At 69.1% G+C, this 23,526-nt stretch carries 17 protein-coding genes; all 17 read right to left on the minus strand.

The annotated features are described in order from the left end of the window. Positions 1-14: 14 nt before the first annotated feature. Entirely contained in the window at positions 15-509 is a 495-nt protein-coding gene (locus A9976_RS02040; protein ID WP_259649080.1) for a TadE/TadG family type IV pilus assembly protein, read from the minus strand. A 42-nt stretch (positions 510-551) separates the two neighbouring features. Continuing rightward, a complete protein-coding gene (locus A9976_RS02045; protein WP_183017609.1) occupies positions 552-989 on the minus strand; it encodes a DUF3613 domain-containing protein in 438 nt (145 codons plus the stop codon). Positions 990-999: 10 nt separating this feature from the next. Continuing rightward, on the minus strand, positions 1,000-2,013 hold the full coding sequence (locus tag A9976_RS02050; protein ID WP_259649081.1) for a hypothetical protein: 1,014 nt from the start codon (positions 2,011-2,013) through the stop codon (positions 1,000-1,002). 2 nt (positions 2,014-2,015) lie between these two features. Then, the gene (locus tag A9976_RS02055; RefSeq protein WP_183017610.1) at positions 2,016-3,053 is read right to left on the minus strand and encodes a type II secretion system F family protein; all 1,038 of its coding nucleotides are present in this window, start codon (positions 3,051-3,053) and stop codon (positions 2,016-2,018) included. Between the two features lie 13 nt (positions 3,054-3,066). Further along, positions 3,067-4,026 (minus strand): type II secretion system F family protein, encoded by a 960-nt coding sequence (locus A9976_RS02060; RefSeq protein ID WP_183017611.1) that lies wholly within the window; start codon positions 4,024-4,026, stop codon positions 3,067-3,069. Continuing rightward, positions 4,023-5,345: a CpaF family protein gene (locus A9976_RS02065; RefSeq protein WP_183017612.1), complete on the minus strand. Its 1,323-nt coding sequence runs from the start codon at positions 5,343-5,345 to the stop codon at positions 4,023-4,025. Before A9976_RS02065 ends, A9976_RS02060 begins: the two co-directional genes overlap by 4 nt. 7 nt (positions 5,346-5,352) lie before the next feature. Next, positions 5,353-6,810, minus strand: a complete 1,458-nt coding sequence (locus tag A9976_RS02070; RefSeq protein ID WP_183017613.1) for a pilus assembly protein CpaE — start codon at positions 6,808-6,810, stop codon at positions 5,353-5,355. Between the two features lie 5 nt (positions 6,811-6,815). After that, positions 6,816-8,339 carry a type II and III secretion system protein family protein gene (locus A9976_RS02075; RefSeq protein WP_183017614.1) on the minus strand — a complete coding sequence of 508 codons (1,524 nt, stop codon included), beginning with the start codon at positions 8,337-8,339 and terminating at the stop codon, positions 6,816-6,818. Positions 8,340-8,361: 22 nt separating this feature from the next. Next, the gene (gene cpaB, locus A9976_RS02080; protein ID WP_183017615.1) at positions 8,362-9,420 is read right to left on the minus strand and encodes a Flp pilus assembly protein CpaB; all 1,059 of its coding nucleotides are present in this window, start codon (positions 9,418-9,420) and stop codon (positions 8,362-8,364) included. Positions 9,421-9,609: 189 nt separating this feature from the next. Beyond that, the gene (locus A9976_RS02085) at positions 9,610-10,182 is read right to left on the minus strand and encodes a prepilin peptidase (RefSeq protein ID WP_183017616.1); all 573 of its coding nucleotides are present in this window, start codon (positions 10,180-10,182) and stop codon (positions 9,610-9,612) included. 1 nt (position 10,183) lies between these two features. Then, positions 10,184-10,366 carry a Flp family type IVb pilin gene (locus A9976_RS02090; RefSeq protein WP_183017617.1) on the minus strand — a complete coding sequence of 61 codons (183 nt, stop codon included), beginning with the start codon at positions 10,364-10,366 and terminating at the stop codon, positions 10,184-10,186. A gap of 91 nt (positions 10,367-10,457) precedes the next feature. Beyond that, entirely contained in the window at positions 10,458-12,158 is a 1,701-nt protein-coding gene (locus tag A9976_RS02095) for a TolC family protein (RefSeq protein WP_183017618.1), read from the minus strand. Then, positions 12,158-13,534: an HlyD family type I secretion periplasmic adaptor subunit gene (locus A9976_RS02100; RefSeq protein ID WP_183017619.1), complete on the minus strand. Its 1,377-nt coding sequence runs from the start codon at positions 13,532-13,534 to the stop codon at positions 12,158-12,160. The genes A9976_RS02095 and A9976_RS02100 overlap by 1 nt, the downstream gene beginning before the upstream one ends. Further along, the gene (locus A9976_RS02105) at positions 13,531-15,375 is read right to left on the minus strand and encodes a peptidase domain-containing ABC transporter (RefSeq protein WP_183017620.1); all 1,845 of its coding nucleotides are present in this window, start codon (positions 15,373-15,375) and stop codon (positions 13,531-13,533) included. The genes A9976_RS02100 and A9976_RS02105 overlap by 4 nt, the downstream gene beginning before the upstream one ends. A gap of 99 nt (positions 15,376-15,474) precedes the next feature. Then, the gene (locus tag A9976_RS02110) at positions 15,475-18,639 is read right to left on the minus strand and encodes a Mur ligase (RefSeq protein ID WP_259649082.1); all 3,165 of its coding nucleotides are present in this window, start codon (positions 18,637-18,639) and stop codon (positions 15,475-15,477) included. Positions 18,640-18,757: 118 nt separating this feature from the next. Beyond that, the gene (locus tag A9976_RS02115; RefSeq protein WP_183017621.1) at positions 18,758-19,282 is read right to left on the minus strand and encodes an OmpA family protein; all 525 of its coding nucleotides are present in this window, start codon (positions 19,280-19,282) and stop codon (positions 18,758-18,760) included. Positions 19,283-19,364: 82 nt separating this feature from the next. Then, complete coding sequence (locus tag A9976_RS02120; RefSeq protein ID WP_183017622.1) at positions 19,365-23,417, minus strand: hypothetical protein; 4,053 nt, start codon at positions 23,415-23,417, stop codon at positions 19,365-19,367. Positions 23,418-23,526 lie beyond the last annotated feature (109 nt).

Genomic DNA, 23,526 nt, shown 5'->3' on the forward strand with positions numbered 1-23,526 from the left:
CCTGTGCCGGCATGTCACAGTCCTCCCTTGTCCACCAGGATGCTGGCGCGCGCCGTCAGCGTGGCTGGCACCAGGATGCGCAGGCCGGGCAGGGCGGGCGCGATGGGATGGGCTCCGTAGGGAATGGACATGCCGACCTGGACCACGCAGCGCTCGTTCAACGGAACGCCGCAGGTCAGCGTGGCGGAGCACAGGTTGCTGTCGTTGAGACGGCAGATGCGCACATCGATGGCGGCAGCCGCAGGCCGCAGGTTGGCTGGCAGCCAGCCCATGCGCTGCTGTACCAGGGTGCGCGCGGCATCGAGCCGGCCTGTGCGTGTGGTCTGGTAGCGCAGCGTGACGCGGGCCGCATCCTCCACGGCCATTTGCATGGACTCGCGCACGAGAAAGGTCAGCCCGTAGCTGATGCTGGCATACAGCAGCGCGAAGAACACCGGAAAGATGATGGCCCACTCCAGCGCATACACGCCGCGCTGCCCTTGAGGCGCGGCGAGGTATGTGCGGTGCATGGACTTGCGCATGGAGATTTCCGATAGCGATTGCGGCGGTACCTAGCGGCGCGTGCCGGTGTCCATGCCGGTCTTGTACTGCTCGGGGATCTCCGTCTCGAAGCTCTTGAGGTAGCGCGCGTAGCTGCGCAGCGCCTGCGCGCCGTCGATGGGGCGCGCACGCTGGCCGGGCTCGCTGCGCTGCATGCCCAGCAGGCGCGCGGTGCTACGGCCGATGTCGATCTCGCGCCTGGGCAGATACATCACGGTTCCATCGGGATTGGCATAGAGCGTGTAGCCGACCAGGGTGGAGTCGGCGGAGGTGTCGGCCGACGGATCTGCCTGCGCGGCCAGGTCGGCGGGCGGGCTCTGAACCTCGCCGAAGGCCTGGGCGCGCAGCGGGCCCGTGCAGGTCGCCGCCAGGGCAAAGACCAGCAGCCAGGGCGCCAGCGCTGTATGGGCGGCATGGCCGGGTGCAAGCATGCGGTGTGTCTGTGGCATGGCAGGGTCCTCAAAGTGGCGAAGCCGGTGCGGCACCTGCGGTGCCGGAAGGCTCGGAGAGCAGGATGCGCCGGGTGATACCGGCTGGAAGGGGGTTCTGGCCTGGCCTGGCGGGCGGCTCCATGGCCTGGGCAGGCACGCGCTCGGGCGGGACGGGTGGCAGGGCAGCGCCCACGGGCTGGACAGGCGCGCTGGGTGCGGCGGGTGTGCCAGGTGCGGCGGGCAGGTTGTCGGTGCGCAGGCGCACGGCCTCGCGCACGCTGGCCAGCTGCGTCTGCAGGGTCTGCAGCGAGGTCTGGTCGATCAGCGGCGCCGCCCCCTTGCCCGGGGGGTGGGACAGCTGCTGCAGCAGCCGCGAGGCTTCGGGCTGGTTGCCGCTGGCCAGCCAGTACAGCGCCAGGTTCAACTGCACGCGCGCATTGGCCGGCGCCAGCTGTGAGGCCTGAAGAATGGGCAGTTGGGCCGATGCAAGGCTGCCGTCCAGCATGTGGGCATAGGCCAGGTCGCTGAGCACGCTGGCGTCGATGGGGTTGAGCTGGCGGGCCAGCTCCAGCTGCTCGGTGGCCTGGGCGTATTGCCCCAGGCCGGCATGCACCAAGCCCAGGCCGCGACGCGCGCGCGCAGCGGTGGGGCCGTCGAGCAGCGCCAGGTAGGCCTGGCGTGCCTGCGCGAACTGGCCGGTGTTGCGCAGCGCGTTGGCCCGCAGCAGACGCGATTCGGGACTGGCGCCGTGCTGCTGCTCGAAGGCATCGGCATGGGCCAGGGAGGCGTACCACTGGCCTGCCTGCTGCATCTGGGCGATCAGGTCCAGATAGGTCTGGACCGTGTCGGGCTGGGTCGATTGCTCGGCCCTGGCCATCTGCTGCTGTGCCTGTGCGGCCGTGCCCGCTTCCTGCGAGACGCCGTAGCCCTGGGGGCCCTTGCCGGCGCAGCCCGCAAGGCCTGCCAGCCCGAGCAGGCCGGCGGCCACGGTCCGCACGGCAGTGCCCGTCAGAAAAGTGGCGATGGGATGGCGGTGTTCCATGTTCAGTGTCCTCCCGCGTTCGACAGTGCCCGGATCACGGCCATGAAGCCCGGGCCCGCCGTGATGACCAGCAATGCTGGCAGCAGCGAAAGCACCATCACCGCCGTCATCTTGACGGTGATGGCGCCTATCTTTTCCTTGAAGCTGGCCTGGCGCTTTTCGCGCAGGCGCACGCTGAATTCCCGCAGTGGCTCCTGCACGGCGCCGCCGTGGCGGTCCACCTGGGTGAGCAGGTTGACGATGGCGATCATGTCGTCGTCGGCGCTGAGGTTGGCTAGGCGCTGGAAGGATTGCTCCCGTGTGCGGCCGCTGCTGTACAGCTGGTTGGCCAGGGCCAGTTCGCCGCTGATGACGCGCAGCACACTGCCGAATTCGGCGGCCAGGATCTGCAGGCTCTGGTCGATGCTCAGGCCCACGCCCTGCAGCAGGCGCAGCAGGTCCACGAACAGCGGCAGTTCTTCCACCACCTGCTCGCGGCGCCGGCTGGCCTTGGCGCGTACGGCCCACTTGGGCAGCATCAGGCCCAGGCCGAGACCGAAGAAGGTGCAGAGCGCCGAGGCATACAGGCCCTCGGGCTGCAGCAGGCTCAATGCCAGCAGCGGAAGTGCGCCCCCCAGCGCCAGGCGCGAGCCCACGTAGAGCATGCTGCCGCTGCGCTGTGCGATGCCGGCCTGGTCAAGCAGCTTGCGGTCTTCGTCGGCCAGCAGGGCCTGGCCTGCGCTCGATTGCAGCCAGGCCGGCGGCTGGAGGTTGGCCGCCAGGGCCTGCGGCGAGTCGGACGCCCGGATGCTGGCCCCCATCGGGTGCAGGAGCTGGGTGTCGGCCGCCGCTGCTGCCATGCTGGAGGTGCCCAGCGGTGCGCGCGCCACTGCGGCCGACGCCGCCGAGGCTGCCGTGGCCTGGCGCGCCTGCAGCAGCCTGCGGACCTGGCCTGACGCCCGCGCCGAGCGCCATAGGCGCAGGGCCAGCGTGGCGGCCCACAGTCCGACGCCCAGTGTCCCCAGGCACAGGCTGGCGATCCACAGTTGGTGCGATGTCATGGCCGTCTCCTCCTTACTTCAGCCGCGCCAGGCGGTATAGGAGTAGGGCCCCGAAGGCTTCGAGGCCGGCAGCGATCAGGATCATCTGGCGGCCACTGTCGTCGTTCCACATGCGCATGAAGTAGCCGGGGTTGAGCACCATGATCAGCGCGCCCACCACGATCGGCAGCATGGCGAGCACCCAGGCGGACAGCCGGATCTCGGCCGACATGGCGTGCAGTTCGCGTTCTGCCGACTGGCGGTCGCGGATGTAGGTGGAGACGCGCTCGAGCACCATGTCGGCGCGGCCGCCGTAGCGCACGCTCATGCGAAAGACCGCGGCCAGCAGGCCGAACTCGGGCAGGCCCCATGTCTTCTCCAGCTGTCCCATGGCCTGGCCCAGGTCGGGCGAGGCGCTGAGCATGGCTCCTGCCTGGTGCAAGGCCTCGCTCAGCGGCGCCGGCACATTGCCCAGCGCCATCTGGAAGGCGGCATGCGGCGAGTTGCCGATGGAGATCAGGCGCACCATGTTGTCCAGAAAGCCGGGCAGCTGCGACAGCAGGCGCTGGCGGCGGCCCGTGATGCGGCGCCAGATGAAGAAGGCAAAGATCAGTGCATACAGCCCCAGTGCCATCAGACCGGCCTCCAGCCCTGCCTGCCCGGCTGCCAGCAGCGCCACGGCGACGGCTCCCGCCCCGAGTATGCCCAGCACCCGCGGGGTCACGCCCCAGGAGGCGCTTCCAAGGCGCTGCTGCAGCCATTGCACGGCGGGGCGCGTGCCCTGCGGCGGTTGCGGCCGTGCGGCCGATGGCAGCATGCCGGCCGGCGCCGTGGGCGGCTGCGTGCGCTGGCCTTCCAGGCTGCGCTGCAGATGGCGGTTGACGGACTGCTCCTGCTGCCTGCGCCGCCCGCGCCCGAACACCCACAGCGCCAGCGCCAGCAGCAGGCAGGCCAGCGCGCCAGCGATGAGTGCAGCGGGTGCCAGGCCTGTCATCGCACGCCTCCGTGGCTGGCCTGCTGCTGCGAGCGCCACCAGCTCAGCAGCTTGGGCGAGTGGGGCGAGATGCCCAGCGAGACCCAGTGATCGAGCTCCTGTCCGTCAGGGCCCACCTGGGGCTCGTAGCGGTACAGCTCCTGCATGGAGATCATGTTGTCGGTCATGCCGGTGACCTCGGTCAGCGACAGCAGGCGCCGGCGGCCGTTGGACAGGCGGCCGATCTGCACGATGAAGTCCACGGCGTTGGCGATCTGGCGGCGCAGGCTGACCTCGCTGCCCTGAAAGCCCGCGAAGCCGGCCAGCATTTCGGCGCGGTACAGGCATTCGCGCGGCGAGCTGGCGTGGATGGTGCCCATGGAGCCGTCGTGGCCGGTGTTCATGGCCTGCAGCAGCTCCAGCACCTCGCCGCCGCGCACTTCGCCGACGATGATGCGGTCGGGCCGCATGCGCAGGCTGTTGCGCAGCAGGTCGCGGATGCTGACGTGGCCCGAGCCGTCGAAGCCGCCGGGGCGGCTTTCCAGCCGCACCACGTGGTTGTGGTTGAGGGCCAGCTCGGCCGTGTCCTCGATGGAGACGATGCGCTCGCTGGCCGGGATGAAGCTGGCCAGCGCGTTGAGCAGCGAGGTCTTGCCCGAGCTGGTGCCGCCGCTGACCAGGATGTTGCAGCGCGCCTGCACGGCCATCTCCAGGATGCGGCAGATGTCCTGGTTGAAGGTGCCCAGCTGCACCAGCTCTGAAGGCGTCAGCGGGTCCTTGCGGAACTTGCGGATGGAGACCGAGGGACCGTCGATGGACAGCGGCTCGATGATGACGTTGATGCGCCCGCCATCGGGCAGGCGGGCATCGACCATGGGGCTGGACTCGTCCAGGCGCCGGCCCAGCGGCGCCAGGATGCGGCGCACGATGCGCAGCACATGCTCGTCGTCCTTGAAGTGCAGCGTCTCGCGCTGCAGCACGCCCCCGCGCGAGACGTAGATGTTGCCGTGGCCGTTGATGAGGATGTCCTCGACCAGCGGATCTTCCAGCAGCGGCTGCAGCGGCCCCAGTCCCGTGAGCTCGCGCGTGAGGGCGCGCGCCACCTGCAGCGCCTCCTGCTCGTTGACGGGCACGGAGTGCAGGCGGATGAAGCTGTCCAGCTCCATCAGCACGAACTGCGCGATGGCGGCCTGCGACCAGCGGCCGAACTCGGCACCCAGCTCCTCGATTCGGCTGAGCAGGTGCTCGTGCGTGCGGTTCTTCAGGTCGAGGAACAGCGCGCTTTGCTCGAACTCGCTGGCCTGTGCGTCCGCCAGATGGGAATAAGCCGTGGTCGTCATGGTGCGTTCAGCTTCTTGTTCGGTGGAAGAAACGGTTCAGGCCGCGGACGGGCGCTGCCTGATCGCCCGCATGGGCCTGGTGGTGGGTGGTGATCAGCAAGGTGGCGAGCTTTTCCACGGCCTGCACATAGGGCTCGCGCTGCAGCCGGCTGGGCAGCAGCTGGCCCTGGTTGACGGCCTGGACCAGTTCGCGCCGGCGCTCGGGAATGGTGGCCAGCAGCGGCAGCTGCAGTTGCCTGGCGATCTGCGGTGCCTCCAGCTCCAGCTGGCTGTCGTGCCGGCTGACGATGAGCTGCACGCGCTCGCGCTCGACCTTTTGCTCGTCGAGCTGGCGCAGCAGCTCGGTGGTGGAGACCACGCTGGCCACGCTCTGGTCGCAGACCACCCAGATCTGGCTGGCGCGCAGCGCCACGCGCATGGCCAGCTGCGTGGGCACGACGGCACCCAGGTCGGCCACGATGTGGCGGAAATACTGGCGCAGGCGCAGCAGCAGTGCGTCGGCATCGGCATAGGAGACCTCGCGCAGGCGGCCCGGCTGGCGCGGCAGCGTGAGCAGGCGCAGGCCGCTTTCGTGGCGCGACAGTCCCGTCGATGCCAGGCGCCGGTCGAAGCGGCGCAGGTTGTTGACGGCCTCGATGAAGTCGAAGTCGCCCAGCGTGCCCAGATACAGGCCGCAGTCGCCGCTGGGGCTGCCCAGATCAATGAGCAGTCCGTCCAAGGTCTCGTTGCTGATTTCGCGGGGCGTAGCGTCCTTGCCGGGTATGGCTGTCGTGCCGTGCATGCGTTTTTGCAGGTACCAGGCCAGGTGCGAGGCCATGAGGCTGCTGCCCAGGCCTGCGCGGGCCGACATGATGGCGGTCAGCGGTGCGCTGGGCATGCCCGGCGCCGAAGCGGGCACGCGTTTGATCAGATCGATCACCGTCTGGTACGCGGCCTGAACGGGGCCATCCACATCGAGAAAGTCCTGCACGCCCGCGCGCAACGCGGCCAGCATGCATTGCGGGTACTTGGTGCGGCCCACGGCCACGCAGGGCAGATGCGGGTGGGAGACATGCAGCTGTGATGCCAACTGGGCCGCTTCGTCGGTGGACAGGGGATCGAAGTGAATGAAGACGGCGTGGGGCATGTAGCGCTGAACCTGCTCTGTCACGTTGTCGTTGAAGCGGGCCGTGTGCAGTTGAGCGCCGTCCAGCATGCGCTGCATCCAGGACAGCGCCAGCGCGCTTTCGGGTGTGCCCGCCTGGATGAACAGCAGCTCCACATGGAGGTCGGAGTCGGAAGGCAGTTTCGCCAGGGGCGGTGCCTGCAGCGGCTGCGCGGATGGAGATGACTGGGCAGCCGCTTGGCCCGTCTGCGTGTTCGAGGAACGCAGGCCCAGCAAGGTCTCCAGCGAAGTGGGCGAGCCGACGGCCGGCGAACCCGGGGGCTCGACGGATGGATCGGAGGCGATGGGCTTGCTTGTCATGGATATCAATACGAGAAGCCGGGCAAGGCAGAGTTGGGACTCATGCCGCCTGCGATGAAGGGTCCCCAGACCTGGGAGGCGTTGCGCTGCTCGGAGCGCGCGCCGGGCAGCAGGCTGTCCAGGTCGGCGGTGGCCGGCAAGGGATGGACCAGGCGCGGGGTGACGATGATCACCAGCTCGGTCTCTTCCTGCGAGTAGTTGAGGTTCTTGAAGAAGGTGCCCAGCACGGGCAGGTCGCCCAGCAGCGGAACCTTGCTGACGTTGGAGGTGGTGTTGCGGCTGACCAGACCGCCGATGATGAAGCTCTCGCCGTCGGCCAGCTCCACCATGGTGTCGGCTCGGCGGGTGCGCACGCCGGGGACCGACACGCCGCTGATGGTGACTCCGGAGCCGAAGTCCAGGTCGCTGGCCTCGGGCGAAACCTTGAGCGCGATGCGCTCGTCCGACAGGATGGTGGGCGTCAGCTGCAGTTTGATACCGAACTCCTTGTACTGGATGGCGACGTTGCCGTCGCGGCTGGGCACTGGAATGGGCAGCTCTCCGCCGGCCAGGAAGCTGGCGCTCTGGCCCGTATGGGCCAGCAGCGTGGGCTTGGCCAGCACGCGCGCCAGGCCGTTGCCTTCGAGGATGCTCAGTTGGGTGGTGATACCCGCTCCGCTGAAGGCCCGGCCGAAGTTCATCACCAGGCTCAGCGCGCTGGCCACGGGGGAGGCAGCCGAGACGGTGTTGGTGCCCGTCCCTGTCCCCGTGCCGGAACCCGTTCCCGTGGTGGTTGCCACGCCACCGACCACGCCGGGACTGAAGACACCGAAGTTGAAGCCCTGGTTGTTTGGGCCGCCGCTGTAGAAGTTGACACCGGCCCGCTTCATGGCGGTCTTTTTGAATTCCACGACCTGCACATCGACCTGCACCGTATTGCTTTTGACATCGATCTGCGATCGGTCCAGCAAAAGGGTCTGTGCGGGCGCGTTTTGCCGCAGCGCTGCAAGGACCTGTGCGTGCTCCGGCACCGAGGCCAGGCGGCGCTCCAGCGCCAGGTGCTGGCCCCGGACCTGGATCTGCCAGGTCTGAGGTGGTCCGCCCTTGCCGGGCCAGACCATGAGCGTGGTGCTGCCCTGGGCCTTGGGGGTGAGCAGCAGTTCAGGTGCCGCGGACGGGCCACCGGATGTGGAGCGAAGCACCTTGACGTCGAGCACGTTGGGATCGCCCACGGCGATGCGGCCCGGTACCACGCCGGCCTGCAGCAGATGCTGGCGGCCCGCGATGAGCTGCAACGCCTCGCCGTGCAGCGTTTCCTGGCCACCCGGGGGCGGGGATGGTTCGGGGGCACTGCGCGAGGGGATGGCGAAGGCCGTGGCTGCTGTGGCAGGGCCTGCCTCGACGGGCTGCTGCGCGCGGGTGCCGGCTGGCAGACACAGCGGCGCGAGGCCGGCGCACAGTGCCCAGGCTGCGCGCTGCAGGTGTGATGCAGTGGCGCCGGGTGCCACCTGGTGCTGGTGGCGGTGGCGCGAAGTGCTTGGCGATGTCATGGCTTCTCCCTCACTGTTGTTTTCAGTAGTTCACGGTCTGCACGGCTGCCCCGTTGTGCAGCTCCACGGTCTGCTGACGCACGCCCGGCTTTTTCTCCCGGGATGCCTGGCCTCCCGGCGCTGTGGCGGCAGGCATGTACATGGGCGCTGCCGGCTGGCGGATGTTGCGTGCGTCGCCGCCTGTCGCCAGGTCCTTTATGCGCAGGCCGGCATAGGAGCGGTCTGCGGGCTGCAGCGACTCGCCTTTCTTGAGGCGGCCGGCCACGGGCCGCAGCGCGGTGGGCAGTGCGGCAAACAGTGCGGGGTCGGGCACGGCCGTGTCGTCCGGATGGCGTAGAGCCAGGGTGAGCTGGCCGTGCTTTTCGGCCAGCGTCAGCCGCTCCACATCTTCCAGGGGCACGGCCAGCACGGCGGTCTGTGCGTTTTCCGGGCGCAGGCCCGGCTCTTCGCGGGCAGGGCTGCCGCGCAGGCTGGGGGTACCGGATTCCTGCTCTTTTTGTGCCTTGCGCTCGGCCGCCGTCACGGGAGGCCGCTCCACGCTGGCGCCGCCATAGGCAAGCACGCGGCTGCGCGCCAGCAGCAGGCGGGTCTGGGCCTCCACGGGCGCTTGCTCGCTGCGGCCGTCCAGGGTGAAGAAGACATCGACGAAGTCGCCCGGCCGCACATGGTTGCCGGCGGCCATCTGCTCCTTGATGGCGATAGCGACGGCGCGCTGACCCTGTTCCACCTGCAGCGCCAGTCCGCTGAGCAACTGCTGGCGGAACACGGGGGCGTCGGGCGTGAGCGCCACCAGCGTGGTACGGCCCAGCACGGCTTCTGGCGTGTCGAAACTGTCGGCCACGGCGCCGGGCAGCTGGACCAACTTCACATGTTCCGGGCCGATGCGCTGGCCTGCGGCAAGGGCCTGCGCCGCCACCACGACGGCATGCTGCTGCGACGGGGCAGCCGCTGGTGCGGGCGCCGAGGCCGCGGGCAGCGGCGTCACGGGGCGTTCGATCGGCTTGCCCAGCATCCATGCAAGAAAGCCCAGGCCGATGGCCAGGACCACGAGCAGTGCCGCAAGAATCTTGGTGAGGTTCATGGCGTGTGCTCCAGAGAGGCCAGGGCGGCAAAAGTCAGAATACAGGCGGGCTGGATGCGCTCCGGCGCTTTCCTTCCTTGGCGGCACGGGTGTGGCGCTGGTTGTGTCAAGGCAGGAAAGCGTCCGAACGGTGTGCCGCGCGGCGAAGGGGCGGGCAGACAATGCGGCTGCGTCATGCGTGATCTCCTTTCAAGTCAGTGGCGGGCCTTCGAGCCAGGCAATGCCCATGGCGGCAATGGCCAGGTAGCCGGCATAGGGAATGGTGTGCGGCGGCTTGCGCGGCGCGCCCGGAGCGTCCGGCGCGGCGCCCTGGGCAGGGGCGGCGGTCGCCAGGCGCGTGGCCATGGGGGCAGGCAGCCATGCCTGCAGCCATAGTCCCACGGGGCCTTGCTGCAGATGGCGCCAGGAAAGCACCAGCAGGCCATGCATGCCGGCCAGCAGACTGCCGCCGATCCAGATGAGCAGCAGGTAGGGGGACAGTCCGAACCACAGTCCGATCACGGCGGCGAACTTGACGTCCCCGGCTCCCATCCAGCGCATCGCATAGAACGGCAGCAGTGCGGCAAAGGCCGCGAGCATGCCGGCCAGCCCGCTCCAGGTCTGGACCCAGAAAGGCTGGACGCCGCTGAACAGTGCCGCCGCGCCTGTGGCCAGGCCCAGCAGCACCATCCAGTTGCGTACCTTGCGGCTGCGCAGATCCATGGCAGCGATGGCGGCGAGCCACAGCTGCAGGATCGCGGTCAGAAGCCAGGCGGTGGTCATGTCAAGTGGTTGTGCAGGTGCCGCCCAGTGCTTCCACGACCTGGCAGAACTTGGCCTGGATGTTCGTACCCAGAGCCGTCACGCCGCCAATGATCACGACGGCGATGAGACCGGCGATCAGGCCGTACTCGATGGCGGTCGCGCCTTCTTCGTCCTTCCAGAAGTTCTTGATGATGTCGGTCATGGCATCGTCCTTTCGGTTTGCAAAAGCCCATCGGTTGGATGGCTGCGGCTGGCGATGGGCGAGAGCCGGCCGCAGCGCTGGAAACCTCACTTCACCACTGCTGTCGCGCGGCAGTGGTTTGAAAAGCGTTTGAAATGGGGCGTAGCTGCTGCTCAAGGCGCAGCTGTATTCGTCGGGGCATGGCGCTGGCGGACAAGGAGGCCACGGCAGCGTCCTGGAATTCGGGGCGGCTGCGCGAGGGCTCGGTGCCGGGCTCGTCGATGGGTGCAGTGCCTGGCGCACCACCACCTGCCGGAATCGGCTTTTGCGTGCTAAACAGCGCGTTCAGCCATTGGTCGGGCGGGTCCTGGGGCAGCAGGCGGCCGGTGGTGCGTGCAAGCCGCAGTTCGTTGATGCGCTGGTCGTAGATGGCGTCGGCCTCGTCAAGCAGCAGGCGCTGCATGTCCAGCTGGGCGTCCAGTACCTGGGCCAGGCTGCCGCGTCCGACTTCGAGCAGGCGGCGGCGCCCCTCGAAGGCGGCGCGCGCCTCGCGCACGGCGTCGGCCAGCTGGCTTTCGCGCTGGCGGCCGGACTGGGTACGTCCCCAGGCGGCGGAGGCGGTCTCGCGCACCTGGCGGCGCACGGTTTCCTGTTGCGCCTCCTGGGCCTGCAGTTCGTTGATGGCCTTGAGGATGCGGTCGCGCAGCTCGAAGCCGTTGCCGAAGTTCCAGCTCAGCTCCACGCCGTAGCGCGTGCCCTCGGCATAGAGCACGCCGCTGGGATCGCGCGTGTGGGCCACCACGGCGGCCAGGGTGGGAAAGCGCTGGGATTTGCTGCGGTCGACTTCGGCGCGGGCCTTCTCGATCTGCTGCTCCATCTCCTGCAGCTCGGGGCTGACGGTTTCGGAGGCCTGCAGGGCCGAGTCTTCGCTGGCCGGCAGCCATTGCACGGGCACGTTGAGCTGGGGCAGCCAGCCGGGCTGGGGCGTGAAGCCGAAGTAGCGCGTGAAGCGGGCCAGCGCATCCATGCGCTGCGACTCCAGCGCATGCTGCTGGGCCAGGGCGCCGGCCTGGCGCGAGGCGGCCTGGCGCAGGTCGTTGCGGCCCACGGCGCCCAGTTCGGCGCGGCGCTCCTCGATGCGCGCGAGCTGGCCGATGATGCGCGCCGACTCGGCCGCCACGCGCGCCTTGTCCTCGAAGCGGTGCAGCTCCAGCAGGGCGGTCAGCGCCTCCAGCAGCACGTTCTGGCGCGTGCCGTAGAGCACGCTGCCCTGGGCCGCCTCCTGCGATTCGGCCGAGCGGATGCCCGCGCCGATGGCGCCGCCGTCCAGCAGGGCCATGCGCACTTCGGCGTTGACGGCGGTGTAGGACTCGCGGCCCCGGCGCAGCTTGGCATCGCCCGTGTTGGTGCCCACCTTGAAGGTGGGCCAGCGCGCGCCGCGCGCGGTGTTCACGTCATGCCCGGCCGATTCCAGCGCGGCGCGCGCCTTGCGCACGTCGGGGTACTCGTCGATCAGGGCGTAGAGGGCATCGAGCAGGCGGCGCTGCCCGCTGTCGCTGGCCAGGGTGCCGGGCGTGAGCTGCTGGGCCAGGCGCAGGACCACGGCGTCGGGTACCGAGACGGATGTGGGCGCGGGTGCGGAGTCCGCCGTGTTTGCGGCAGCCGTGGTGGCCAGGTCCAGTTCCTCGGTCGCCGCGGGCGCGGCCTGCTGCGCCTGCAGGGCCGACAGACCTGACAGGCAGCAGGCGGCGGCCAGCAGCCGGCGCAGCCGGGCGTGCCAGCCTGTGGTGAGGGTGGACGGGCGGCCTGGCATCAGGGCTCCCGGAAGGCTTCGCTCTGGATGCGCAGCACGGGCCGCAGCAAATACCAGATAAAGGGTTCGTGGCCCAGCAGCAGGTCGAGCTCGGCCTGCATGCCGGTGGTGATGCGGTTGTCGGTGCGGCCCACCCAGGGCTGATCCAGGCTGGCCTGGATGCGGAAGTACGAGGGCGAGTCGGCCAGGTTGGGATCGCGGTCGGCATCGGCCGCCACCAGGGTGACCTGGCCGGGCACCGAGCCGTAGCGCAGGAAGTCGTAGGCCGAGATCTTCACCTTGGTGGCCTGGCCGGGGCGCACATAGCCACGGTCGGCGGGGCTCAGGCGAGCCTCGACGATGACTTCGTCCTTGTCCGGAACGATTTCGAGAATGGGCTCGCCGGGCTTGACCACCCAGCCTGCACCCGAGCTGCGCAGGCCCTTGACGAAGCCGCTGGTGGGCGCCAGCACGGCCGTGCGCGTGCGCTGGGTGCGGGCGCGGACCAGGTCTTCGTTGAGGCTGGCCAGCTCGCGTTCGGTCTGGGCCAGCTCGTCGGAGGCGCGGCGGCGGAAGGCGCCCTGGGTCTCCTGCAGCTTGGCCTGGGCCTGCTCGATCTTGGCGCGGTTGCTGAACAGCGTCTGGCGCGAGGCCGCCAGCTCGGCCCGCACCTGCTCCAGCGCGCGCTGCTTGTCCAGCACTTCGAGCTGGCCGATCAGCTGCTCGGAGGCGAGCTGGCCGGCAATGGAGGCTTCCTGCTGGTGCAGGCGCAGATTGGTCTCCAGCCCCTCGATGCGCGCCTGCACTTGGGCCACGTCGCCGCGCGCCTGCTGCAACTGGGCCTGGGCTGCGGCAAGACTGCCCTGGTGCTCCAGCGCGCGCGCCGAGAAGGCGCCCAGTTCGGCCCGCACCACCTGCGCGTCCAGGTCGGCGGGGAAGGCGGTGCGCAGCAGCGGCCTGCCCTGGCTTTCCGCGCCCAGACGCGCCTTGACGGCCTGGGCCGTGGCCATGCGGGCGGTGAGCTGTTCGAGGTTGAGGCTGTTGCTGCCCAGGTCGATTTCCAGCAGTGGCTGGCCCTGGGTCACGGCCTGGCCTTCGCGCACATGGACGGCGGTGACGATGCCGCCTTCCAGATGCTGCACGGTCTGCACGCGGTCGGAAGGGATGACCTGGCCGCTGGCGACCACCACGTTCTCCACCGGATAGAACAGGCCGGTGACCACCAGGGCGGCGACGGGAATGACGAGCAGCCACTTGCCCCGCGCCAGGGCGGCTCGGCCAGGGGTGGGGGGCGTTGCGCCGGACGCGTCCGCAGGCGGCTGGCCGTGCACGGCCGCCTGCGCTTCGCTCGACTGGCGCAGCACCAGGGGGAGGTCGTCGTAGCGCCCGGCCCTCATGAGGCAAGCTCCTGCGCCACGGCGGGATGATCGGCATGCGGGGCCGGGTCGGCCGGCGTTGCGGGTGCTGCGGGTGCTGCGGGCTCGCGCGCCGTGCCGAACAGCTGGGGCAGCAGCAGCTGGGGCGAGCCATGCTCGATGCCGCCATCGCCGCGCACATGGTAGAGATGCTGGGCCATGGAGGCCACGCGCAGCGAGTGCGTGACGACGATGACCGTGTGCTTGAGCGCAATCTGCCGCAGCGTCTGCAGCAGTACGGTTTCGCTCTCGAAGTCCAGGTCGTTGCTGGGCTCGTCCAGGATCAGCACGGAGGGGTTGCGCAGGAAGAGCTGGGCCAGGGCCAGCTTGCGCAGCTCGCCCGCCGACAGGCCCGCGCCACCTTCGCCCAGCACCGTCTGGTAGCCCTGGGGCAGGCGGCTGATGAAGCCATGCGCGCCCGAGATCTGGCAGGCGGTGACGATCTTGTGGTCGTCGGCATCGGGGTTGACCATGCGCAGCCCGTCCACGATGGGGCCGCTGAACCAGTACACCTGCTGCGCCAGGCAGCCTATCCAGCGGCCCAGCTCGGCACGCGGGAACTGGGCCATGTCGTATTCATCGATGAAGATGCGGCCCTGCGTGGGCTGGTAAAGCCCCGCCAGCAGCTTGGCCAGGGTGGACTTGCCGGCGCCGTTGCGCCCCACGATGGCGTGCAGCCCCCCGGGGCCGATCTCCAGCGATGCCTGCTCCAGCGCCACATGGCCGCCCGGATAGTGGAAGCTGGCCTGGTCCAGGCGCAGCCGGCCCTGGGGACGCGGCAGGTCCACGGTCTCGGTCATGATTTCGACGGGCTCCTCCAGCACGGACTGCAGGCGGCGTGCGGCCTCGTTGGCCTGGGCCAGCGAGCGCCAGTTGCTGGCCAGCTGCGAGATGGGACCCAGCGCCTTGCCCGACAGCAGGTTCACGGCCATCAGGCTGCCGATGCTCATCCACTGCGCATTGATGGCAATGGCGCCCACGGTGATCACGGCAACGGAGAACAGCGTCAGCAGCACGGTGCTTGCCTCGCGTGCGTTCTCCATCTCGCCGTTCTTGCCAAAGCTCTCGGCCAGCCAGCGGTCATAGCCGCTTTGCCAGTTCTGGCGTGCGGCGGCGTCATAGCCCAGCACCTTGAGCGTGGCGCGGGCGTTGCAGATCTCGGCCGTGCCCCGGTCCAGCATGCGGGCCTGGGCGATTTCCTCCACGCGGCCGCTGCGCACCTCGTCGGCCCACCACCAGGCCAGCACGCCCATGATGAGCATGGCCACCAGGATCACCGGCAGCACGGGCCAGGCAATGATGCCGATGACGACCAGGGCCAGCAGGGCCATGGGCAGGTCCAGCAGCGAGGTCGCCAGGCCCCCGGACACGCCCGAGCGCATGGCGCTCACGTCGCGGAACAGCTGCAGCCACTGGCTGGAGGAGCGCTGCTCCAGGGCGGCCAGCGGGTGACGCAGCATGGAGTGCATCAGCGCCTGGGACACATCGCGGTCGATCATGGCGCCGGCTTCGCGCAGGGCACGGGCGCGCCTGCGCCGCAGCCACCATTCCAGGCCCAGGAAGAACAGCACGCCTGCCACCATGGCCGTGAGGGTGGCCGTGCCGCCGCGCGCAATGACGCGGTTGTAGACCTGCAGCAGGAAGATGGACGGCAGCAGACCCAGCAGGCTGATGGGCAGCGACAGCCAGCCAGCCCGGCGCAGTTGGTGCGCAGCCCGGTCGAAGGACTCGGCGATGGCAGATGCAAAAGCCCCCACCGTCTCCGTTCCCGACGGTATCGCCGTGGCCTTGGCCAACTGACGGGGAAGAAGGTATCGGATCATGTTCTGATGGGCTTAGTAAGCATCTTTACAAAATGTAAAGTCACTCGTTTTCCAAACACTGTAGCGATTTATATACAGACCTCTATAAGTTTTATTCAATCAGGAATGCATGTTCATTTGTTTTTGATGTGGATCAAAGCAAGAGGATGGAATAGACGTTATTAAATGGCCCCCGTGGTCACTGAAACTATCCCGCATGGCATCGGCTGCCAGGGCCAGATTGGTCGTGGCGCGGCCTGCCAACAAAACCGTGTCGCCTTTATGGGTTGTGCGAAGAAGTGAACAGATCAATTGATTGAGATCGTCATACCAATTGACGTGCAGAAGATCTGCCAGTGCTGCCGCCAGCTGCCGCAGCGGTTCTCCGTACAGCAGCACGCGCCGGGCCTGGGCCGCGCGCACCAGCGGCTCCAGCGCCAGCTGGGCAGTGTCGATGCTGGCCTGGCCCGGCTGTATGCCAGCCAGCACGATCAGCCTTTTGCTCACATGGGGAGCGACCGACTGCAGTTGCGAAAATGCAGCCGTCATTGAAAGTAAGTGGTTGCTCAGACTGTGGTCCAGCAGGCAGATTCCGCTGGGCAGGAGCTGGGGCTGCCCGGCCCCGATCATGGGCTGCCAATCGGCCAGGGAGGCCTGCACCTGTGCAGGCGCGTATCCCAATGCATGCAGGGCCGCCAGGGCCGCCTGCGCATTGAGTGCCATGTGGTGGCCGTCGGATTGCAGGGAAATGCCCAGGCGCAGGTTGCCCATGCCTATTTGCAGATTTCCATTGTGAAATCCCATTTCACGGACTTGTGCGTTGCAATGGGGGCCAAACGTGATGAGGCGCAGTCCCATGCGTTTTGCACTCTCAATAACACTGGGGTTTTCACCTATGTCCTGACCGGTCACCAGTGCACTGCCTTTGTGCATGTGCTGCATGGCTTCAAGCACTTCCTGCAATGCTTCGTATTTTCTTTCACCGGACAGACCGGCCTGTCCGGGGGGCTCGGACTCCCCTGAATAGGGGGTGTTATTTATTGAAAGATTAGTAATAACCAGAATATCCGGGTCAATCAGCGGCAGGTCGCCACGCAGTGCGTGCAATGGCAGCTCCAGCAGGGCGCAGGGCGAGGCCTCGCTCCAATTGATCATCTGCAGCGCGGTGCCCTGGGACAGCAGGGCATCGCCACGCGCGTCCCCCCCGTCCTGCAGGCACTGGCGCATCATGCCCAGGGTGGAGGTCTTGCCCACGCAGCCGCTGACGGCGACCACGGGCGACCGGATGCGTCGGCGGGCCGCCTGCGCCAGATTGCGCAGGCCCTCTTCCATATCAGGCACATGCAGCACCGGCACGCCGTGGTGCAGCAGGCCCTGCGGGTTGCTGCTGATCAGCGCCGAGGCGCGCAGCGTGGGCAGGGCCGCGGCCTGCACGCCCAGGGCCATGCCCGCGCGCCGCACCAGCACGGCGGCGCCGGGCTGGTGGTGCAGGCGGCTGGCGTCCAATCCCGCGCAGCCGGTGCCGCTATCTGTGTGGCTATCTGTGCCGGGCTCTGTGGTTGCATCCAGCCAGCGCCCGCTCATCAGTTCGGCCAGGGAAGCTCTGTCCCAGGACATGGACGGGTACATGGAGCCCGCTGTGGGCGGAAAAGCCGGCTGGCCCGCAGTCTCATCGGCCCGCGACGTGAGGGAGAGTGATGGAGAGGGCGGGGAAGCTTTGGCAGGGCTGCCACTCGCGCTCAAGCCATGGCCTGCCTGCGCAGTCAGCGCGTCTTCCCCGGATTCGGCAGCGCCATGGCTGGTGGCCGAGCGCAGTGCCTGGGCCAGCGCGTCCAGCAGTTCCAGGCTGGCCAGGCTGGATGCCAGCAACCAGGCGATTTCTCGCGGGGACTGCAGCACCTGTCGCAGGCTGGCGTCGGCAAAGGCGGCGTGGCGGCGACGGGCGGGCGGCAGGTACAGCGCCTGTTCCGGCCAGATGGCGCGCTGGGCCATGGCCTGCAGATGGCTCTCCAGGCTGATCTGCCACTGGCGCAGCAGGTCCGTGGGCTGGGGCTCCAGGCCCGCGTCGAGCTGCAGGCTTTCGACCAGGGCGATGCCTATCCAGCGAGCGCATGGGTCGTCGGCCTGATCACCCTGGCGATCGTCGGGGCTGTCGGGCATGTCCAGCAGCGGCGGCAGCGCGGCCTGCAAGAAGGCGGCGGGCAGGACTGCCGTCTCGGGCAGGGCGCTGCGCGCCGCGCGCAGCGTGGGGCTGTCGCTGGTGGGCGGGCGCGAACTGGCATAGACGTGCATGGCCAGTTCGGCCCAGCTCAGCAGGGGCTGGCCGCTGCGGGGTGCATCGGCCTTGGCCGCGGCTGCGGTCTTGGTGGCGCTGGCCGAGGCCGCCGCGCTGGAAAGCAGGCTTTCCGCCAGCGGGTCCATCAGCGCCGGGATGCGGGCTCGGGCCTGGCTGTCGGCTCCCGGCCCCAGCACAAAGCTGTTGCGCAGGTGGCGAGCCAGCACCAGCATGGCCAGCGCGCCGGGCAGGCAGTCGCCGGGCAATTGCTGCAGCCGGCGCTCCACATGGTCCATGGCCAGTGCAATGGCCTGCGTCAGTGCAGCGCTGCCCGCGTGGCGCTGGGCCTGCAGCAGGGCATAGGTCACGCCCAGGTGGTCGCAGACGTCGCCGCAACCGGGCCAGCTTCCATCCTTGCCCTGCTGCGCCAGAAGTTGTTGCAGCGCAGCGTGCACGGGCACGAGATGGGGCCATAGGCGCTGCTGCGGCGGATCGGTGCGCGGCACGGCCACGGCGGGCTGCTCCCCGCTGATATAGATGCCGCGCAGGTGCAGCAGCAGGCGGGGCGGGAGCAGGGGCCGTTGGGCGCTGCCTGTTTCGACGTCTTCCTGGTGCGGCTCTGGCAGCAAGGGCTGCAGCAGTTGCGCACGCTCCAGGCTGGCATCTGCCAGGGCCAGGGAGTGCATGGGCGCCTGGGTCCAGGCGCTGCAGTCCGGCAGCGGACTGCCCGCCTTCAGGGGCGTGATGTCCTGCGCCCAGTCGATGCGCAGATCGACCTCATCGCGCTTGCGAGCCCAGGCCCACTGGCGCACGCGGGTCGCGCCCTCGCGCCAGGCAGCCTCCAGCGTGGTGGCGCGTACATGGAAGACGGAGGCAGGCTTGTTCTCGGCCGCCACCGTGAAGAAAAGAATGCAGCCGGGGTAGGGCTCGGGCAGCAACACCATGTGCCGTGCCAGGTACTCCAGGCCATTTGCCAATTGCTGCGACAACATGCTCTCGGCCTCGGTCAAGGTCAGTGGGAGGCTGCGCTTCCCGTGGGGACGGGGCGCCGGGCTGCGGTGCGCTGACCGCGTACGGATCTGTTCGTTCATGGCGGCCCGGCGGCAGGCGAGTGCGGAGCGCGGCGGCTCAGCGGTAGTCGAATTCCACGCGCCGGTTGCGCTGGTGGGCGTCTTCGCTCGTGCCTTCATCGGCCAGCCGCTCCTTGCCATAGCTGACGGACTCCACGCGGGCCGGATTCACTCCCAGCAGCTGCAGGCTGTTGCGCACCGCGTCGGCACGTTTTTGGCCAAGCGCCAGGTTGTATTCGATGCCGCCGCGCCTGTCCGTGTGTCCGCGCAGCATCACCGAGCGGCCGGGATTGCTGCGCAGCCACTGCGCATGGCTTTCCACGATGGCCCGGTCGCTGCTGCGGATGGTGTAGGCGTCGAAGTCGAAGTAGACGATGTGGGCGACATTGGCGGGACCGCGCTGGTCGGCCTGGGTCGTGGTCACCACGGGCGCGACGCCGGAGCTGGCCGGCGCAGGCGCCGGCGCCTTGCCGAAGGCGTAGTGGTGCTCGGAACGCTGCGTGCTGGTGGTGGCGGTGGAGCCGCAGGCAGCCAGGCCTGCGGCCAGCAGCACGATGGTGCACAGCCTGAGAGTGTGTGACATGGAGGATCTCCTGGGACGTGCGCCGCCACCGTGGGGCGGCGGCGCAGGGGATGGATGCGGCGCCCGCAGGCGCCGCGGCCGCTCAGAGCAGGGTGTTGTGGTGCAGTTGCGGCGTCAGCACGCTGGCTGCTGCATCGGCCGTGCTGCTGGCATGGCTGCTGATGGAGGTGGCAATCGGATCCAGCTCGGCGGCCGAGGCCGCTGCCGCGTGCGATGTGCCACCCAGCAGGCCACCGAGCAGCCCGCCGCCGGACGATCCCCCCAGCAGCCCGCCCAGCAGGCCGCCGCCGCTGCTGCCGCCGCCCAGCAGCCCGCTGACGATGCCGTTGCTGCCGGCCACCGTGTTGACCACGCCGCTGACGATGCCGTTGTCGCCCGCCACGGTGTTGACCACGCCGCTGACGATGCCGTGATCACCAGCCACCGTGTTGACCAGCCCGCTGACGACACCGTTGTCGCCCGCCACGGTGTTGACCACGCCGCTGACGATACCGTTGCCACCGGCCACGGTGTCGAGCACGCCGCTGACGATGCCGTTGTTGCCTGCCACCGTGTCCAGTACGCCGCTGACGATGCCGCTGACGACGCCGTTGTCACCGGCCACGGTGTTGAGCACCCCGCCGACGATGCCGTTGTCGCCCACCACCGTGTCGAGCAGGCCGCCAACCAGGCCGGAGCCGCCCGTCAGACCGCCGGTGAGGCCGCCCAGCAGGCCGCCGTCGCCACCCAGCAGTCCGCCAACGATGCCGTTGTCGCCCGCCACCGTGTCGAGCAGGCCGCCGACCAGGCCGGAGCCGCCCGTCAGACCGCCGGTGAGGCCGCCCAGCAGGCCGCCGTTGCCACCCAGCAGTCCGCCAACGATGCCGTTGTCGCCCGCCACCGTGTCGAGCAGGCCGCCGACCAGGCCGGAGCCGCCACCAAGGCCGCCCGCCAGACCGCCCGTGAGGCCACCCAGCAGGCCGCCGTCGCCGCCGACCACACCGCCCAGCAGGCCATCGCCGCCGGTCAGGCCGGCCAGCACGCCGTTGACAGTGGCGATCACCGGCTGCAATGCCTGGCCCGGGACCTGCGTGAGGCCGTTGGCCAGCTCCGTCACCACGCCCAGCGGACCACCGTTGACCTGGGTCACGCCTTCCACCAGGCCCGTGACCACGGACAGGGCGCCGGTGCCGGGGTTGGCCAGTGCATCCAGCACCTGGCCCACAGGGGCTGCGGCCGTGCCGCCGAGCAGGTCATCGACGGTGTTCTGCACCGTGGTGACCAGTCCTTCGCCGCTGCCTGTGCCGCCGCCCGGAACCAGCCCGCCGAGCAGCCCACCGACCAGGCCGTCGTCGCCAAGTACGCCACCCAGCAGGCCGCCGTCGCCGCCGAGCAACCCGCCGACCAGGCCGTCATCGCCGATCACGCCGCCCAGGAGGCCGCCGTCACCGCCGAGCAACCCGCCGACCAGGCCGTCATCGCCGATCACGCCGCCCAGCAAGCCGCCGTCACCGCCCAGCAGGCCGCCGACCAGGCCATTGTCGCCAAGCACGCCGCCCAGCAGGCCGCCGTCGCCGCCGAGCAACCCGCCGACCAGGCCGTCATCGCCGATCACGCCGCCCAACAGACCGCCGTCACCGCCCAGCAGGCCGTTGACCAGTTCGCCGATGCCGCCTTCACCCAGGCCGCTGCCCAGGCCGGCAATCAGGCCGTTGAGGGTGCCGATCACGGGCTGCAGGGCCTGGCCGTCCACCTGGGTCAGGCCGTTGACCAGTTCGGTCAGCACGCCCAGGGGGCCTCCGTCCACGCTGGTCAGGCCTTCCAGCAGGCCGGTCACGACCGAGGCCGTGCCATCGGTGGGATTGGTCAGCGCATCCAGCAGTTGGCCCACAGGGGCTGCGACGGTGCCGCCGAGCAGGCCGTCCACCACGCCCTGGACCGTGGTGACCAGGCCGTCGCCGCTGCCGCCGCCCGTGCCGCCGGGGATCAGGCCGCCCAGCAGGCCGTCCACCAGCTCGCCGATGCCGCCCTCGCCCAGGCCGCTGCCCAGGCCGGCAATCAGGCCGTTGAGCGTGCCGATCACGGGCTGCAGGGCCTGGCCGTCCACCTGGGTCAGGCCATTGACCAGTTCGGTCAGCACGCCCAGCGGGCCGCCGTCCACGCTGGTCAGGCCTTCCAGCAGGCCGGTCACGACCGAGGCCGTGCCATCGGTGGGATTGGTCAGCGCATCCAGCAGTTGGCCCACAGGAGCTGCGACGGTGCCGCCGAGCAGGCCGTCCACCACGTCCTGGACCGTGGTGACCAGGCCTTCGCCCGTGCCGCCACCTGTACCACCACCGGGCACCAGTCCACCCAGCAGGCTGCCGACCAGTCCGCCCAGTCCACCTTCGCCCAGGCCGTTGCCCAGGCCTGCAATCAGCTCGTTGAGGGTGCCGATCACCGGGGCCAGGCCTTCGCCGTCCACCTGGGTCAGGCCGTTGACCAGCTCGGTCAGCACGCCCAGCGGGCCGCCCTCCACATTGGTCAGGTTCTCCAGCGCTCCAGTCACGGTGGACAGCAGCCCGTCCGTGGGGTTGGCCAGGGCATCCAGCAACTGGCCCACAGGCGCTGCCACCGTTCCGCCGAGCAGGCCGTCCACGACGTCCTGCACGGAGGTGACCACGCCGCTGTCAGGCGTGCCGGGCGGGTTGCCCGTTCCGCCGCCCACCAGGCCACCCAGCAGTCCGCCCACGCCGGCCAGCAGGCCGCCCAGCGCACCGTTTTCATCGAGCAGGCCGCCCAGCACGTTGTCCACGACGGTGCCGATGGCGCCGCCGGAGCCCGCTTCGTCCAGGCCCTTGAGCAGCTCATTGAGCGTGCTGATGAGCGGCTCCAGGCCCTGATTCTGGATGTTGACCAGGCCGTCCACCAGCTCGGTCAGCACGCCCAGCGGGCCCCCATTGGTGCTGGTCAGGCTCTCCAGCAGGCCTGTCACACCGGACAGCGTGCCGCTGCCGGGATTGACCAGCGTATCGATCAGGTTGCCCACCGGGCCGGCCACCGTGCCGCCCGCCAGCGCGCCCACCACGTCCTGCACCGAGGTGATCAGGCCATGACCGTCCGTGGGATCCGTGGGATTGGTGGGATCCGTGGGATGGGTCGGGTTGGTCGGGTTCGTCGGATCCGTTGGATTGGTGGGGTTGGTCGGGTTCGTGGGATCCGTGGGGTTGGTCGGATTGGTGGGGTTCGTGGGATTGGTCGGGTTCGTGGGATCCGTGGGGTTGGTCGGATTGGTGGGGTTCGTGGGATTGGTCGGGTTCGTGGGATCCGTGGGGTTGGTCGGATTGGTGGGGTTCGTGGGATTGGTCGGGTTCGTGGGATCCGTGGGGTTGGTCGGATTGGTGGGGTTCGTGGGATTGGTCGGGTTCGTGGGATCCGTGGGATTGGTCGGATTTGTAGGATTCGTCGGGTTGGTGGGATTCGTCGGGTTGGTGGGATCCGTCGGATTGGTCGGGTTTGTAGGGTTCGTGGGATTGGTCGGATTGGTGGGATCCGTGGGATTCGTCGGGTTCGTGGGATCGGTTGGCAGCGGGGGGGCTGGGTCGTCGTCGTCGTTGTTGGCTGCGGCGATCAGGCCCACGCCGCCCGCGCCGATCAGGCCGGCCAGCAGGAAGTCGCTGAGCACGGAGCCGCCGGCTGCGGCTGCGGCGCTTTCCTTGGTCACGATCAGGCCCACGGCGTCACCGTCATTGGCGGGTGCCACCTGGACGTTGCCCGAGGCCAGGTCCAGCACCATGGCGCCTGCGCCATCACCCTCGCGCTGGGCCAGCGTGGCCTGGGTGCCTCCCTCGAAAGTGCCGACCAGGGTCTGTCCGTCCTTGCCCGGGAACAGCGCCTTGGCGCTGCCGTCGGCGGGCACGATGATCTTGTCGCCCACCTGCAGTGCGCTGCCGGGCTGGGCCATCAAGGTTTCTCCGTTGCGCACGATCTGCACGCCCGGGCTGACCTGGGACAGCGTGGGGGTAGGTGTGCCCCGGGGCATGACTGCTGCGGCCGCGCCGGGCTGCATGTTCGACGTGTTCAGCTGTGCAAGCACGACGCTGGAGGGCTGCGGGTCACCGAACTGCACGGGGCTGACGGTGGTGTTGCCGGTGGGCTGCATCGATTGGGCGGTCATTTGCTCTCTCCAGACAAGGGTTGAAACGACAAGGTCAGACGGTGGCTTGGAAGCCGTGAAATCTGTCGAGCCCTTTTGTGCAACATGCATGCCATGTGCCGGTGGCAGG

The organism is Delftia sp. UME58 (assembly GCF_014170385.1).
Taxonomy (GTDB): Bacteria; Pseudomonadota; Gammaproteobacteria; order Burkholderiales; family Burkholderiaceae_C; genus Comamonas; species Comamonas acidovorans.

Bases quoted from the DNA above. Each gene is read 5' to 3' on its own strand.
- A9976_RS02040 (WP_259649080.1), bottom strand. From the start codon at position 509: ATGCACCGCACATACCTCGCCGCGCCTCAAGGGCAGCGCGGCGTGTAT.
- A9976_RS02045 (WP_183017609.1), bottom strand. From the start codon at position 989: ATGCCACAGACACACCGCATGCTTGCACCCGGCCATGCCGCCCATACA.
- A9976_RS02050 (WP_259649081.1), bottom strand. From the start codon at position 2,013: ATGGAACACCGCCATCCCATCGCCACTTTTCTGACGGGCACTGCCGTG.
- A9976_RS02055 (WP_183017610.1), bottom strand. From the start codon at position 3,053: ATGACATCGCACCAACTGTGGATCGCCAGCCTGTGCCTGGGGACACTG.
- A9976_RS02060 (WP_183017611.1), bottom strand. From the start codon at position 4,026: ATGACAGGCCTGGCACCCGCTGCACTCATCGCTGGCGCGCTGGCCTGC.
- A9976_RS02065 (WP_183017612.1), bottom strand. From the start codon at position 5,345: ATGACGACCACGGCTTATTCCCATCTGGCGGACGCACAGGCCAGCGAG.
- A9976_RS02070 (WP_183017613.1), bottom strand. From the start codon at position 6,810: ATGACAAGCAAGCCCATCGCCTCCGATCCATCCGTCGAGCCCCCGGGT.
- A9976_RS02075 (WP_183017614.1), bottom strand. From the start codon at position 8,339: ATGACATCGCCAAGCACTTCGCGCCACCGCCACCAGCACCAGGTGGCA.
- cpaB (WP_183017615.1), bottom strand. From the start codon at position 9,420: ATGAACCTCACCAAGATTCTTGCGGCACTGCTCGTGGTCCTGGCCATC.
- A9976_RS02085 (WP_183017616.1), bottom strand. From the start codon at position 10,182: ATGACCACCGCCTGGCTTCTGACCGCGATCCTGCAGCTGTGGCTCGCC.
- A9976_RS02090 (WP_183017617.1), bottom strand. From the start codon at position 10,366: ATGACCGACATCATCAAGAACTTCTGGAAGGACGAAGAAGGCGCGACC.
- A9976_RS02095 (WP_183017618.1), bottom strand. From the start codon at position 12,158: ATGCCAGGCCGCCCGTCCACCCTCACCACAGGCTGGCACGCCCGGCTG.
- A9976_RS02100 (WP_183017619.1), bottom strand. From the start codon at position 13,534: ATGAGGGCCGGGCGCTACGACGACCTCCCCCTGGTGCTGCGCCAGTCG.
- A9976_RS02105 (WP_183017620.1), bottom strand. From the start codon at position 15,375: ATGATCCGATACCTTCTTCCCCGTCAGTTGGCCAAGGCCACGGCGATA.
- A9976_RS02115 (WP_183017621.1), bottom strand. From the start codon at position 19,282: ATGTCACACACTCTCAGGCTGTGCACCATCGTGCTGCTGGCCGCAGGC.
- A9976_RS02120 (WP_183017622.1), bottom strand. From the start codon at position 23,417: ATGACCGCCCAATCGATGCAGCCCACCGGCAACACCACCGTCAGCCCC.